The 13,950-nt window shown below is 68.1% G+C and carries 10 protein-coding genes; 7 read left to right on the forward strand and 3 right to left on the reverse strand.

Annotated features, from left to right (window positions below):
* From infB to pnp, 5 genes are all read left to right on the forward strand, one after another.
* Window positions 1–2,093: translation initiation factor IF-2 (gene infB, locus EPA99_RS03290; RefSeq protein ID WP_164978547.1), on the forward strand; the 2,093-nt coding region annotated here is incomplete at its 5' end.
* Window positions 2,094–2,214: 121 nt separating this feature from the next.
* Window positions 2,215–2,613, forward strand: a complete 399-nt coding sequence (gene rbfA / locus EPA99_RS03295; RefSeq protein WP_129469789.1) for a 30S ribosome-binding factor RbfA — start codon at window positions 2,215–2,217, stop codon at window positions 2,611–2,613.
* Window positions 2,614–2,717: 104 nt separating this feature from the next.
* Complete coding sequence (gene truB, locus EPA99_RS03300) at window positions 2,718–3,659, forward strand: tRNA pseudouridine(55) synthase TruB (RefSeq protein ID WP_129469790.1); 942 nt, start codon at window positions 2,718–2,720, stop codon at window positions 3,657–3,659.
* Window positions 3,660–3,838: 179 nt separating this feature from the next.
* Window positions 3,839–4,099, forward strand: a complete 261-nt coding sequence (gene rpsO / locus EPA99_RS03305; RefSeq protein ID WP_129469791.1) for a 30S ribosomal protein S15 — start codon at window positions 3,839–3,841, stop codon at window positions 4,097–4,099.
* A gap of 158 nt (window positions 4,100–4,257) precedes the next feature.
* Complete coding sequence (pnp, locus tag EPA99_RS03310) at window positions 4,258–6,366, forward strand: polyribonucleotide nucleotidyltransferase (RefSeq protein ID WP_129469792.1); 2,109 nt, start codon at window positions 4,258–4,260, stop codon at window positions 6,364–6,366.
* Between the two features lie 249 nt (window positions 6,367–6,615).
* On the opposite strand, the gene EPA99_RS03315 is transcribed toward pnp, so the two are convergent.
* On the reverse strand, window positions 6,616–7,842 hold the full coding sequence (locus EPA99_RS03315) for a sensor histidine kinase (protein ID WP_164978548.1): 1,227 nt from the start codon (window positions 7,840–7,842) through the stop codon (window positions 6,616–6,618).
* 119 nt (window positions 7,843–7,961) lie between these two features.
* Window positions 7,962–8,735, reverse strand: a complete 774-nt coding sequence (locus EPA99_RS03320; protein WP_338325374.1) for a response regulator — start codon at window positions 8,733–8,735, stop codon at window positions 7,962–7,964.
* Window positions 8,736–8,791: 56 nt separating this feature from the next.
* Between EPA99_RS03320 and EPA99_RS03325 the strand changes: the two genes are divergently transcribed.
* Complete coding sequence (locus tag EPA99_RS03325) at window positions 8,792–10,126, forward strand: hypothetical protein (RefSeq protein WP_129469794.1); 1,335 nt, start codon at window positions 8,792–8,794, stop codon at window positions 10,124–10,126.
* Here EPA99_RS03325 and EPA99_RS03330 read toward each other — a convergent pair.
* Entirely contained in the window at window positions 10,105–11,508 is a 1,404-nt protein-coding gene (locus EPA99_RS03330) for a GntP family permease (protein WP_129469795.1), read from the reverse strand. The genes EPA99_RS03325 and EPA99_RS03330 overlap by 22 nt on opposite strands.
* Window positions 11,509–11,674: 166 nt before the next feature.
* On the opposite strand from EPA99_RS03330, the gene EPA99_RS03335 reads away from it, so the two are divergent.
* A complete protein-coding gene (locus EPA99_RS03335; RefSeq protein ID WP_129469796.1) occupies window positions 11,675–13,882 on the forward strand; it encodes a TonB-dependent receptor in 2,208 nt (735 codons plus the stop codon).
* The last annotated feature ends 68 nt before the right edge of the window (window positions 13,883–13,950 follow it).

Consider the following 13,950-nt stretch of genomic DNA (forward strand, 5'->3'; position numbering starts at 1 on the left):
AAGCCGGCGCCGATGCCCCCGCCGGGACCGACGCCGCGCGTCCGGCCCGCACCGTGCGTCCGCCGGCACCGGCCCCGGCGCCGCGCCGCGAGCCGGAGCGTGCCGCCCCGGCCACGCCGCGCCACAAGACCCGCGGTTCGCATGCGATGGTGGCCGGCGTCGAGGATGACGACAGCACCCAGCGTTTCGCCGGCCAGTTGCACCTGTCGGCGGCCGACCGTGCCCGTCGCGGCGCCTCGCGCGGCAAGCCGCGCGCCGGCCAGCCCAACCGTCGCAGCGAGCAGAGCCGCAGCGCCTCGGGCAGCCACCAGTTCGCGCGCCCGACCGCGCCGGTGGTGCGCGATATCACCATCGGTGAGGCGATCACCGTCGGCGACCTGGCGCAGAAGCTCGCGCTCAAGGGCGGCGAGGTGGTCAAGGCGTTGTTCAAGATGGGCGTGATGGCCACCATCACCCAGACCATCGACTACGACACCGCCGAGCTGGTGGCCGAGGAACTGGGCCACAAGGTCTCCCGTGCCAACGAGGCCAACGCCGAGGACGCGCTGCTGGCGCATGTGGAAGACGTGCAGGGCGACCGCTCGCCGCGTCCGCCGGTGGTGACCATCATGGGTCACGTCGACCACGGCAAGACCTCGCTGCTGGACTACATCCGCCGCACCAAGGTGGCCACCGGCGAAGCCGGCGGCATCACCCAGCACATCGGCGCCTACCACGTGGAAACCGACAGGGGCGTCATCAGCTTCCTGGACACCCCCGGCCATGCCGCGTTCACCGCCATGCGCGCCCGCGGCGCCAAGCTGACCGACATCGTCGTGCTGGTGGTGGCGGCCGATGACGGCGTCATGCCGCAGACCATCGAGTCGGTGCAGCAGGCCAAGGCGGCCGGCGTGCCGCTGATCGTGGCGGTCAACAAGATCGACAAGTCCGCCGCCGATCCGCTGCGGGTGAAGAACGAACTGCTGACCCACGAAGTGGTGGCCGAGGAGTTCGGTGGCGACACCCAGTTCATCGAGCTGTCGGCCAAGACCGGCCAGGGCATCGACAACCTGCTGGACGCCATCTCGCTGCAGGCCGAGGTGCTGGAACTGACCGCGGTGCCCGATGGGCGTGCCACCGGCACGGTCATCGAGTCCTCGCTGGACAAGGGCCGCGGCCCGGTCGCCACCGTGCTGGTGCAGCAGGGTCAGCTGAAGAAGGGCGATTACCTGGTGTGCGGCGTGCAGTACGGCCGCGTGCGCGCGCTGTTCGACGAGACCGGCGGCCAGCCGGCCTCGGCTGGCCCGTCGATCCCGGTGCAGGTGCTGGGTCTGTCCGGCGTGCCCGATGCAGGCGATGATTTCGTGGTGGTGGACGACGAGCGCCTGGCCAAGGACGTGGCCCAGCAGCGCGATGCCAAGCGCCGCGAGTCGCGCCTGGTGGCCTCGGCCGGCAGCCGCATGGAAGACATCATGGCCCAGCTGGGCAAGGGCGATGGCCAGCTCAGCCTGAACCTGATCATCAAGGCCGACGTGCAGGGCTCGGTGGAAGCGCTGCGCCATTCGCTGGTGGCGCTGTCCAACGAGGACATCCGCATCAACATCATCAGCGCCGGCGTCGGTGGCATCACCGAGTCCGATGCCAACTCGGCCACGGCCTCCAAGGCCACGATCATCGGCTTCAACGTGCGTGCCGACGCGTCGGCACGCCGCCTGGTCGAAGCCAACGGCGTGGACATGCGTTACTTCTCGATCATCTATGACGTGATCGATCAGGTGAAGCAGGTGGCGTCCGGTCTGCTGGGCGTGGAGATCCGCGAGGAGATCATCGGTATCGCACAGGTGCGCGATGTGTTCCGCAGCTCCAAGTTCGGCGCGGTGGCCGGCTGCATGGTCATCGAGGGCGTGGTCAAGCGCTCCAAGCCGATCCGCGTGCTGCGCGACAACACCGTGGTCTTCGAGGGCGAACTGGAATCGCTGCGCCGCTTCAAGGAGAACGTGGACGAAGTGCGCAACGGCACCGAGTGCGGTATCGGCGTGAAGGCCTACAACGACGTCAAGGCCGGCGACCAGATCGAGTGCTTCGAGCGCATCGAAGTGCAGCGCACGCTGTGATGAGGTCAGGAACGAGTGAGGAGAAACGAGAAACGAGTGCTTGTCAGCCGTCGATCTCGCTCCGCTTTCACTCGTTCCTCGTTTCTCTCCACTCGTTCCTCTCCGCCAGTCTTCAGGTCTTATGAAAAAGTCTTTCCATCGCACCGACCGCGTGGGCGCCCAGCTGCGTCGCGAACTGGGCACCCTGGTGCACGAGGCGGTGCGCGAGCACCGGCTGCCTTCGGTCAGCGTGTCCGACGTGGAGGTCACGCGCGACCTGGCCCATGCCAAGGTGTTCGTCACCGCGCTGATGCCGGAGCGTTCGGCCGAGGCGGTCAAGGGGCTGCGCGAGCTGTCCAAGGACATCCGCATGGCCCTGGCGCGGGCGATGAAGCTGCGCCATGTGCCGGAGTTGCACTTCCAGTACGACGATTCGGTCGACAAGGGCGAGCGCATCGAGCATCTGCTGAAGGAACACCCGCCGCTGCCGGAGCAGGACCAGGACGAGGCCGACCCGGCGCCGGACGCGACCTCACGCTGAGGCGGACGGGCGGCGCACGCGCCCCTGTTGGACATCGCGGGGTCCGCCATGGGCGGGCCCTTTGTTTTTTCGCCTTCGTGGCGACCTTGGAGCACACTCGCACGATGCGGCCCAAGATTCGATTCCGCCGTCTCGACGGCATCCTGTTGCTCGACAAGCCCACCGGCGTGAGCTCCAACCAGGCGCTGCAGGACGCGCGGCGGCTGCTGCGCGCGGAAAAGGGCGGCCACACCGGCAGCCTGGATCCGCTGGCCACCGGCCTGCTGCCGCTGTGCTTCGGCGAGGCGACCAAGATCGCCGGCGGCCTGCTGGGTGCCAGCAAGGCCTACGACGCGGTGGCGCGCCTGGGGCAGGTCACCGATACGGACGATGCCGAGGGCCAGGTACTGCGCGAGCGTCCGATCCAGGGCTACACGATTGCGCAAATCGATGCGGCGTTGCGGCAACTGACTGGCGAGCTGACGCAGCGCCCGCCGATCTACTCGGCGCTCAAGCGTGGCGGCGAGCCGCTGTACGCCAAGGCGCGGCGGGGCGAGCTGGTGGAAGTGGAGGCCCGGCCGGTGCAGGTTTTCCGCTTCGAGCTGCAGTCGGCCGCCGATCTGCTGGACGGAGGCCAGCCGCTGCTGCGCCTGCGCGTGGAGTGCGGCTCGGGCACCTATGTGCGCAGCCTGGTGCGCGACCTGGGCGAGCTGCTGGGCTGTGGCGCCCATGTCGCGGCGTTGCGACGCCTATGGGTGGAGCCCTTCGTGGAGCCGCGGATGTGGACCATGGAGGAGCTGCACGCCCTGGCCGAACGCGACCCGGCCAGCCTGGAGGCCTGCGTGCTGCCGCTGGAGGCCGGGCTGGCGGCCTGGCCGCGGATCGATTTGACCGAGGAGGCCGCCGCACGCCTGCGCCTGGGCCAGCGCCTGTCCGGCGTTCCCGGTGAGCCCGGCGAGGTGGCCGTATTCAGCGCCAGCGGCCAGCCGATCGGCCTGGCGCAGCTGAGCGCGCAAGGCCAGCTGGCGCCGCAACGCCTGTTCAACTGGGCCGCCAATCCGGCGTGAACGACCAGTTCAGGCTTGTTCCGGGCGGGGCGAAGGCCTACACTGTTGCGGCCTTTTTACAGGCATACGTCGGCCCGTCCACAGTCACGGGCCTTTTCATTGAGCAGTCGGCGAGCCAGTGGTGCGCACGGTGGACATGACCGTCGCTTCTGCGGGCCCCGCATCTAATCGAGAACACCATGTCCATCGACACCCAGAAAGTCATTGAAGACAACAAGCGCGGCGCCAACGACACCGGCTCGCCGGAAGTCCAGGTCGCCCTGCTGACCGCGCGCATCACCATGCTGACCGAGCACTTCAAGACCCACAAGAAGGATCACCACAGCCGCCGCGGCCTGCTGCAGCTGGTCAACCGCCGCCGCAGCCTGCTGGACTACCTGCACCGCAAGGATGCGCCGCGCTACAAGGCCCTGATCGAGAAGCTGGGTCTGCGTCGCTGAGAAAAGAACACCAACCGCGGCGCAGTGATGCGCCGCGGTTCGTTTTTCTGCTGTTCAGGAAAAACGCACTGCAACATCGGCTGCAATACGGCAGCCAGCCGGAGGCGGCAGGGGCCGCAGCCGTGTCAAACCAGATTCGAGACCCTTAGGAAACCCACGTGGCAAAAATCACCAAGACCTTCCAGTACGGCAAACACACCGTCACCCTCGAGACCGGCGAAATCGCCCGCCAGGCCAGCGGCGCCGTCATCGTCAAGATGGACGACACCGTGCTGCTGGTCAGTGCCGTTGCCGCCAAGAGCGCGCGCGAAGGGCAGGACTTCTTCCCGCTGACGGTGGATTACCAGGAGAAGTTCTACGCCGGCGGCCGTATCCCGGGTGGCTTCTTCAAGCGCGAAGGCCGGCCGACGGAGAAGGAAACGCTGATCTCGCGCCTGATCGATCGCCCGATCCGCCCGCTGTTCCCCGAGGACTACAAGAACGAGGTCCAGATCATCGCCACGGTGATGTCGCTGAACCCGGAGATCGACGGCGACATCGCCGCCCTGATCGGCGCCTCGGCCGCCCTGTCGCTGGCCGGCACCCCCTTCAAGGGTCCGATCGGCGCGGCCAAGGTCGGCTACAAGAACGGTGAGTACATCCTCAACCCGACCGTGTCCGAGCTGAAGGAATCGCAGCTGGAGCTGGTGGTGGCCGGTACCGCCAACGCCGTGCTGATGGTCGAGTCCGAAGCGGCGCTGCTGTCCGAGGAAGTGATGCTGGGCGCCGTGACCTTCGGTCACCGCGAGATGCAGAAGGTGATCAACGCGATCAACGAGCTGACCGTGGAAGCCGGCACCAAGCCGTCCAGCTGGGTCGCCCCGGCCAAGAACGAGGCGCTGATCTCGGCGCTGAAGGAAGCCGTCGGTGGCAGGCTGTCCGAGGCCTTCCAGGTGCGCGACAAGCTGCAGCGTCGCGATGCCATCTCGGCCATCAAGAAGGACGTGATCGAATCGCTGGCCGGCCGCGTGGAGTCCGAAGGCTGGTCCTCGGCCGAGCTGTCCAAGGAGTTCGGCGAGCTGGAATACAGCACCATGCGTAACTCGGTGCTGGACACCAAGGTCCGCATCGACGGCCGTGCGCTGGACACCGTCCGCCCGATCACCGTGCAGACCAGCGTGCTGCCGCGCGTGCATGGCTCGGCCCTGTTCACCCGTGGCGAGACCCAGGCGATCGTGGCGATCACCCTGGGCACCGCGCGCGATGGCCAGGTCATCGACGCGGTGGCCGGCGAGTACAAGGACAACTTCCTGTTCCATTACAACTTCCCGCCGTACTCGGTGGGTGAGTGCGGCCGCTTCGGCGCGCCCAAGCGTCGCGAGATCGGCCACGGCCGCCTGGCCAAGCGCGGCGTGCTGGCGGTGATGCCGACCCTGGAAGCCTTCCCGTACACGATCCGCGTGGTCTCGGAAATCACCGAGTCCAACGGCTCCTCGTCGATGGCCTCGGTCTGCGGCTCCTCGCTGGCGCTGATGGATGCCGGCGTGCCGGTGAAGTCGCCGGTGGCCGGTATCGCGATGGGCCTGGTGAAGGAAGACGACCGCTTCGTGGTGCTGTCGGACATCCTGGGCGATGAAGACCACCTGGGCGACATGGACTTCAAGGTGGCCGGTACTTCCGAGGGCATCTCCGCCCTGCAGATGGACATCAAGATCGAAGGCATCACCGAAGAGATCATGAAGCAGGCGCTGGAGCAGGCCAAGGCCGGCCGTCTGCACATCCTCGGCGAGATGTCCAAGGGCCTGACCGCGCCGCGTTCGGAGCTGTCCGAGTACGCGCCGCGTCTGCTGACCATCAAGATCCACCCGGACAAGATCCGCGAAGTGATCGGCAAGGGCGGCGCCACCATCCAAGGCATCACCAAGGAAACCGGCACCCAGATCGACATCCAGGACGACGGCACCATCGTCATCGCCTCGGTCAACAACGCCGCCGCGCAGGCCGCCAAGGCCCGCATCGAGCAGATCACCTCGGACGTGGAGCCGGGCCGCATCTACGAAGGCAAGGTCGCCAAGATCATGGACTTCGGTGCGTTCGTCACCATCCTGCCGGGCAAGGACGGCCTGGTACACGTCTCGCAGATCTCCAACGAGCGCGTGGAGAAGGTCGGCGACAAGCTGAAGGAAGGCGACGTGGTCAAGGTCAAGGTGCTGGAAGTGGACAAGCAGGGCCGTATCCGCCTGTCCATGAAGGCCGTGGAAGAAGGCGAGGGCGTGCCGGCCGAGTAAGCCGACACGTTCGATGCTGCATGAGGAAAGCGGGCCATTGGCCCGCTTTCTTTTTGTGTGGAGTGTGGAACATACGCCTCCGGCCAGGGCGCTGGCCGGTGCAAGCAGAGCCATTTTTTCGCCAAGCCCGAGCACAGATGCGGCCTTGCTGCGTAAACCGCCCTCGTCTCGGATCGGCCGCCGCAGGCCGCCGCAGCTGCCGATGGCCGAGCCCGGTGATGATCAAACCTGATGCTGGGGCTCCAGGCTTCAATGCCGGGGCAGACGGAGCGTGACCCGCAAGCCACGCGGGCGACGGTTGGCCAACACCAGCATCCCGCCATGCGCTTCAGCGATGCGCTCGGCAATCGCCAGGCCAAGGCCGACGCCGCCTGTCGCACGACTGCGCGAGTCCTCCAGTCGCCTGAACGGCGTGGTGATGCCGGGCAGCTGCGCTTCGGGGATGCCAGGGCCGTCGTCGTCGATGTGGAGGTTGGCCCAGTCCGCGCGCAGCTCGATGGCAAGGCGGGCGTTGCCGGCGAAGCGCAGCGCGTTGTCGAGCAGATTATCGACCGCCCTGTGCAGCGCGTCGGCGTCGGCCTGCACATGCGCATCTGCACCTCCCGGCACGAAGGCCACCTCCTGGCCCAGCGACTGCCGGTCCGCAGCGATGGCCTCCACCAGCGCCTCGAGGTTGACCGCTTGCAGCCGTGCTGGCTGGGCCTGCGCGCGCGCATAGGCGAGCATCTGGTCGATCATCGCGGCCATGCGGTCGAGGTCGCCGATCATGCGCAGGCGCTCGTTTCCTGGGACCAGCTCGGCGCGGATGCGCAGCGCGGTCAGTGGTGTGCGCAGGTCGTGCGCGATGGCCGCGAACGCCTGCACGCGTTCGCGGGCATGACTGGCCAGGCGGGCGTGCATGGCATTCATGGCCTCGCCGACTGCACGCAGTTCGGGCGGGCCATCGAGCGGAAAGCCGGCGCCGCTGTCCAGCTCGCTCGCCGCCGCCGCGCGCGCCAAACGCTGGATCGGCTTGGAAAGCTGCCTGGCGGCGAACCACACCGGCAGCGCCAGCAACGCCATCGCCACGGCGAATGCCGCGATCATCCGCAGCCGCCAGCCCGCCAACCGTTGGTCCACAGGTGTCAGGGTCCGCCAGCGCCCGTCCTGGCCCCGGAGCGCCGCGCTGAAAGCAGGCAGGGACGTGTCCGGGCCGGGCCGCGCATCGGCGCCATAGCGCATCTGGAAGCCGCGTTCGTCGCTGTCCACCAGCAGGGCGCGCTCGCCGATCAGAATCACGCTCTGTCCGTTGCCGCTGGCCTTGCCGGCACCGGGCGTGTCCAGCCAGCAGGCGCGCACCCGCGGCGGACGGACGTGTGCCGCCTGCGCCAGCGCCGCCTCCACCTGTGCGACGCGAGGACAGGACGGCGGATCGCCCGGTGCGACCCTGAAGCGGGCACTGTGCTGGCCGTCGAATGCCGCCACGGCCTCGCGCACGCTCATGCGGATAGGCGCAGGCATGGGCGTGGCCAGCACGATGCCGAAGCACAGGGCGAAAGCAAGCACCAGGGTGGCCAGCGCTAACGTCGCCACCTGCGCCAGGAGCGGCAGCGGCCTCACGTCCGCGTCACCGGCGCTTGGAAGCGGTAGCCCAGGCTGCGTACGGTCTCGATCAGGGCGGCGCCGCCGGCTGCGGCCAGGCGCCGCCGCAGCCGGCTGACGGCCAGATCGATCGCGCGGTCGAAAGGACCCTCCACGGCCTCGTGCGTCAGGTCCAGCAGACGGTCGCGACTAAGCACCCGGTGGGGATGGCGCACGAATGCCAGCAGCATCCGGGCTTCGCCTGCGGTCAGTGCCAGCTCGGCGCCGTTAGGTGCGGTCAGGCGGTGGGAGTCGGCCTCGAACACCCAGCCGGAAAACAGATAGGGGCGCGTCGATGCGGGTGGGCGCGGTGCCTGTCGGCGCAGGATGGCGCGCACCCGCGCAAGCAGTTCGCGGGGGTCGAACGGCTTGCCGAGATAGTCGAACGCGCCTAGCTCCAGGCCGACCACGCGATCGGTCACCTCGACTAGGGCGCTGAGCAGCAGCACGGGCGGACCGTCCTGGCTGAGGCGCCGGCAGATCGACAGGCCGTCCTCGCCAGGCAGCATGATGTCCAGGATGACCAGATCAGCGGGCTGGCTGCGCAGCAAGGCATCCAGGCCGGCGGCGTCATCGGTGCCCAGCACGTGGAAACCATGTCGGCGCAGGTAAGCGACGATGGCCTCGCGCACGCTTTCGTCGTCCTCGACCACGACGATCCGGTTGTCCTTGCCTGCCATGCGCGTTTCATAGATCACAGACGTATCGCGATTGTGTCGCGATCGGCCGCGGCGATACAGGTGGGGCATCGATGCGATACCACACCGCGCTGCAATGGCTGTCCAGACGCTTCCCGGATTGACCCATGAGCAAGCATGCGATGTCGCGTTTCCTCTGCTGGCTGTTCCTCGGCGGTGGTGCCGCCGTCTTCCCCGCACAGGGGCAGTCAGTCGCCCCGGAAGCTTCCTCCGAGCTGGTGGTGTCCGCCGCCGCGACCATCGACGAGTACCGGATGCTGTGCGAGCGCGACCACGGAAGGCTGTGGGACCACGATCTGTGCGGCCCGGTCATGCTGGTCGAGCGCGACACGCGCACCTTGTTCGCTGACCGCGATGTGCCCGGGCAGGGTCTGCAGCGTCAGCACGGTGTGTTCGTGGGGCGCTTGCCCGAGCAGATCGGCATCGCCAATACCGCCACCGACTGGGCCGGGCTGCGATGGACGATGCTGCAGCTGCCGCTCCCGCAGGAGCGGCAGGCCCGCGCCGAGCTACTGATGCACGAGGCCTTCCACCGCATCCAGCCCGAGCGATTGCCACCGCCGGTGGCGCCCCTACCCGAACACCTGGACCAGTTCGATGGGCGTGTCGGACTGCGGCTGGAGTGGCGGGCGCTCGCGCAAGCGCTGCGCAGCACCGGTGCCCAGCGTCGGGCGGCGGTTGCAGATGCCCTGGCGTTTCGCACCTGGCGTCGTCAACGCGTGGAGGGCGCCGCCGCGCGCGAGAACGCGCTGGAGCTCAACGAGGGCTTGGCCGAATACACGGGCAAGCGGCTGGGCGATGCGGGCGATCCGGCGGTGTCGGCCATCGCCACCTTGGAAGACTACGATCGCAGACGTGGCTACGTGCGCAGCTTCGCCTACGCATCCGGCCCGGCCTACGGCCTGCTGCTGGACGCGTTGGCACCGGGATGGCGACTGGGCCTGCGGCCCGACGGCGACCTAGGGACGTTGTTGCGGAGTGCCATCGAAGGGCCGTTGCCCGATGCCGCGTTGGCCGGCGAGCGCTATGGCGAGCGGGAGATCCGCAGTGAGGAGACCGCCATCGCTCAGTCGCACGATCAGCAGGCGGCCCTGTGGCGCGCACAACTGGTGGACGCCCCACGCTTGCGGCTGCCCTTGGTGCGCATGAGCATCGAGTTCGACCCGCGCACCGTGTTCGCGTTGCCACCGGATGGCACGGTCTATCCGCGCGCGGTCATCCGCGACGACTGGGGAATGCTGACCATCGAGCGCGGGGTGCTGCTCGCGGGCGACTGGAAAACAGCAACGGTCGCCGGGCCGGTCCATCGGGTCGATGGCCGTTACCAGGGACCAGGATGGACCCTGGACCTGGCAGCGGATTGGATGCTGGACCACGATACGGTCCGTCCTCGGCGCGGGGTCGAGGCGGCCGGCGGCGGCTACACCCAGCCGGTCAGGTAGTACGCGAGGATCACCACGAACACCGCCATCGTCTTGATCAGGGTGATGGCGAAGATGTCCTTGTAGGACTGGCGGTGGGTCATGCCGGTGACCGCCAGCAGGGTGATGACCGCGCCGTTGTGCGGCAGGGTGTCCATGCCGCCGGAGGCCATCGAGGCTACCCGGTGCAGGACCTCCATGGGGATGCCGGCCGCCTGGGCGTTGGCGATGAAGCTCTCGGCCATGGCGGCCAGGGCGATGCTCATGCCGCCGGAGGCCGAACCGGTGATGCCGGCCAGTGCGGTGACCGAGACCGCCTCGTTGACCAGCGGATTGGGAATGGCGCCGAGCGCGTTGGCGACCACCAGAAAGCCGGGCAGCGCCGCGATCACCGCGCCGAAGCCGTACTCGGAGGCGGTGTTCATCGAGGCCAGCAGCGCCCCGGCGATGGCCGACTTGGTGCCCTCGGCGAAGCTGGCCACCACCGGCTTCCAGGCAAAGGCCAGCACGCAGGCGATGCCCACCAGCAGCGCGCCCTGCACGGCCCAGATCGCCGCGACCTTGGACACTTCCTGCACCACCGGCGCGGGGTTGCCGATCACTGCCGGCACGAAGCTGTGCGAGCTGCCGTACAGCGCGCCGATCCAGCGAGTGAACACGAAGTTGGAGACGCCCACCAGCAGCAGCGGCAGCAGGGCCACCAGCGGGTGCGCCAGGCGTTGTCCGCGAAAGGGCTCCGGTTCGTTGCGCAGCTCGCCGCCATCGGCATAGCCCTCGCCGTTGCGCGCGGCCACGCGGCGGCGCCATTCCAGGTATGTCATGCCGATGGCCAGGATGAACACCCCGCCCAGGGTGCCCAGCACCGGCGCGGCCCAGCCGGTGGTACCGAAGAAGGCGGTGGGAATGATGTTCTGGATCTGCGGCGTGCCGGGCAGGGCATCCATGGTGAAGGTGAAGGCCCCCAGCGCGATGGTGCCCGGGATCAGGCGCTTGGGGATGTTGCCCTGGCGGAACAGTTCGGCCGCGAACGGATACACCGCGAAGACCACCACGAACAGCGACACGCCGCCGTAGGTCAGCAGCGCGCAGACCAGCACGATGGAGAGCATGGCGCGCTGGGCACCGACCACCTTGATGGTGGCTGACACGATGGACTTGGAGAAGCCGGACAGCTCGATCAGCTTGCCGAACACCGCGCCCAGCAGGAACACCGGGAAGTAGAGCTTGAGGAAGCCGACCATCTTGTCCATGAACAAGCCGGTGAACATCGGCGCGACCAGCGATGGATCGGTCAGCAGCACTGCCGCCAGTGCCGCGACCGGGGCGAAGAGGATGACGCTGTAGCCGCGGTAGGCCACCAGCATCAGGAAGGCCAGCGCCGCCAGCACGATCAGGAAGGACATTGCACGCTCCAGCCGCCGGTCGGTGGCGGTCGCCGGCAGTATCGGCAGGGCCGGCACGTGCGGCCCACTGTACCAAGGGACGATGCCGCGGCCGCGACGAAGCGCAGAGGATGCGGCATCGGCGGGGAGGGCCCGTCGCCATGTTCTTGCCCGGGGAGGGTACGAGATGAAGCGCAAGCATCTGTGCGTGACGATCGGCTGTGCGTTGCTGGCGTCGGCGGGCCAGGCCTGGTCCCAGGAGGCGGCGGCGCCCGAGGCGCGCGCCACGCAGCTGGACGCGGTGACGGTGACCGCCCGCAAGCGCGAGGAGACCCTGCAGGAGGTGCCGGTGGCGGTGACGGCCTTCACCGCCGAGTCGCTGGACAAGCTGGGCGTGGAAGACATTGGCGACCTGGATGCCCAGGTGCCCAACCTGACCGTGTACGCGGCGCGCGGTTCCAGCAGCACGCTGACCGCCTACATCCGCGGCGTCGGCCAGGCCGACCCGCTGTGGGGCGTGGACCCGGGCGTGGGCCTGTACCTGGACGATGTCTACATCGCCCGGCCGCAGGGCGCGCTGCTGGATGTGTTCGACGTCGAGCGCATCGAGGTGCTGCGCGGGCCGCAGGGCACCCTGTACGGCAAGAACACGATCGGGGGCGCCATCAAGTACGTCTCGCGCGGCTTGCGCGAGCAGACCGAAGGCTCGGCCTCGGTGACCGTGGGCAGCTACAACCGGCTCGATGCCAAGGCCGCCATCGGCGGCGCGATCGGCGGCGAAGGCAGCGGCCTGCGCGGACGGGTGGCGGTGGCCAGCCTCAACCGCGACGGCTACGGCGACAATCTTTTCAGCCGGCAGCAGGTCTCGGACAAGGAGATCAATGCCGCGCGGCTGCAGCTGGGCGCCTACTCGGGCGAGGACTTCGACGTGCAGTTCGCCCTGGACTGGATGGACGACCAGTCCGGCGTGCGTTCGGCCAAGATGCTGGCGGCCAACCCGCTCGCGCCGGGCTACCCGCCGCTGGAGGATCGTTACGACATCCGCAGCGGCATGCCCAACGTCAACGACACCACGATGAAGGGCGGCTCGGTCACGGTGAACTGGCGCCCCAGCCAGGACTGGGCGCTGAAGTACGTGCTGGCCAAGCGCGAGTCCGACACCGAGACCAACATCGACTTCGACGAGGTGCCGCTGCCACTGGTGGACGTGCGCGCCTTCTACGACGACAGCCAGGTCAGCAACGAGCTGCAGCTCAACTACGACGCGGGCGGGCGCGTGCGGGGCGTGACCGGCGTGTACTGGTTCGACGGCGATGCCGGCGGGCAGGTGTTGAACCACTTCTGGAATCCGCTGCTGCCCACCGCGGCCACCAATCCGCTGTTCGGCGATACCCAGGGCTATGTCAACACCAGCAGCATCGCCGTCTACGCCGACTGGACCTTCGACCTGGGCGAGCGCTTCAAGCTGGACCTCGGTGCGCGCTACACCGATGAGGACAAGCATGCGGTGGCCTTGAACCGGTTCTACACCGATGGCAGCTACACCACCTCATGGGGCACGGCGGCCAACTTCGACAAGACGGTCAACTTCAAGAACGTCTCGCCCAAGGCCTCGCTGGACTACCAGTTCACCCCGGACATCATGGGCTATCTGTCCTACAGCCGCGGCTTCAAGTCCGGCGGCTTCAATATCCGCGCCAACACCACCGCGGTGCCGCGCTCGGGCGAGCCCTTTGACGACGAGGTCGTGGACAGCTACGAGGTCGGCACCAAGATGGCCTTCATGGACCAGCGCGCCTTCCTCAACCTGGCCTACTTCTACAACCAGTACAAGGACATCCAGCTGTCGGTGTTCACCTCCTACACCTTGCCCGGTGGCGGCCAGAGTTTCTTCGGCGACTTCACCAACGCGGGCAAGGGCACGGTGCAGGGCGTGGAGGTGGAGTACCAGCTGCTGCCGACCGAGCACTGGCTGATCACCGGCAACCTGGCCTGGCTGGATGCCAGGTACGATGAGTTCATCAGCGCCGGGGTGAACATCGCCGACAGCCAGCGCTTCACCAACGCACCGGAGTTCTCCGGCGCCTTGAACGTGGAGTGGCGCACCGACCTGGCCAATGGCGGCAACCTTTCCGCGCGCGTGGGCTACTCCTATCAGAGCGAGGTATGGCCCACCACCGACCTGAGCCCGCTGATCCGCCAGGGCGGCTACGGCCTGCTCAACGCCGGTGTGACCTGGAAGCTCGACCAGGCCTGGACGCTGGCCCTGCAGGGCACCAACCTGACCGACGAGGAATACCGGACCACCGGCTACAACATCGCCGCCTATGGCGTGGTGACCGGGTTCTACGGGCCGCCGCGCGAGTTCTCGCTGAGCGCGCGCTACGACTTCTGACCTGATGGCGGCTCGGGTGGCCCGCGCTATGCTGGGCGCGGGAATCGGGGGAGGTGCGATGCCACAGC

It is taken from the genome of Pseudoxanthomonas composti (genome assembly GCF_004122095.1).
GTDB lineage: Bacteria > Pseudomonadota > Gammaproteobacteria > Xanthomonadales > Xanthomonadaceae > Pseudoxanthomonas_A > Pseudoxanthomonas_A composti.

What these genes read in the sequence shown, in the direction of transcription:
- rbfA (WP_129469789.1), top strand. Translation starts at nt 2,215, where the DNA reads ATGAAAAAGTCTTTCCATCGCACCGACCGCGTGGGCGCCCAGCTGCGT.
- truB (WP_129469790.1), top strand. Translation starts at nt 2,718, where the DNA reads ATGCGGCCCAAGATTCGATTCCGCCGTCTCGACGGCATCCTGTTGCTC.
- rpsO (WP_129469791.1), top strand. Translation starts at nt 3,839, where the DNA reads ATGTCCATCGACACCCAGAAAGTCATTGAAGACAACAAGCGCGGCGCC.
- EPA99_RS03320 (WP_338325374.1), bottom strand. Translation starts at nt 8,735, where the DNA reads ATGCCCCACCTGTATCGCCGCGGCCGATCGCGACACAATCGCGATACG.
- EPA99_RS03325 (WP_129469794.1), top strand. Translation starts at nt 8,792, where the DNA reads ATGAGCAAGCATGCGATGTCGCGTTTCCTCTGCTGGCTGTTCCTCGGC.
- EPA99_RS03330 (WP_129469795.1), bottom strand. Translation starts at nt 11,508, where the DNA reads ATGTCCTTCCTGATCGTGCTGGCGGCGCTGGCCTTCCTGATGCTGGTG.
- EPA99_RS03335 (WP_129469796.1), top strand. Translation starts at nt 11,675, where the DNA reads ATGAAGCGCAAGCATCTGTGCGTGACGATCGGCTGTGCGTTGCTGGCG.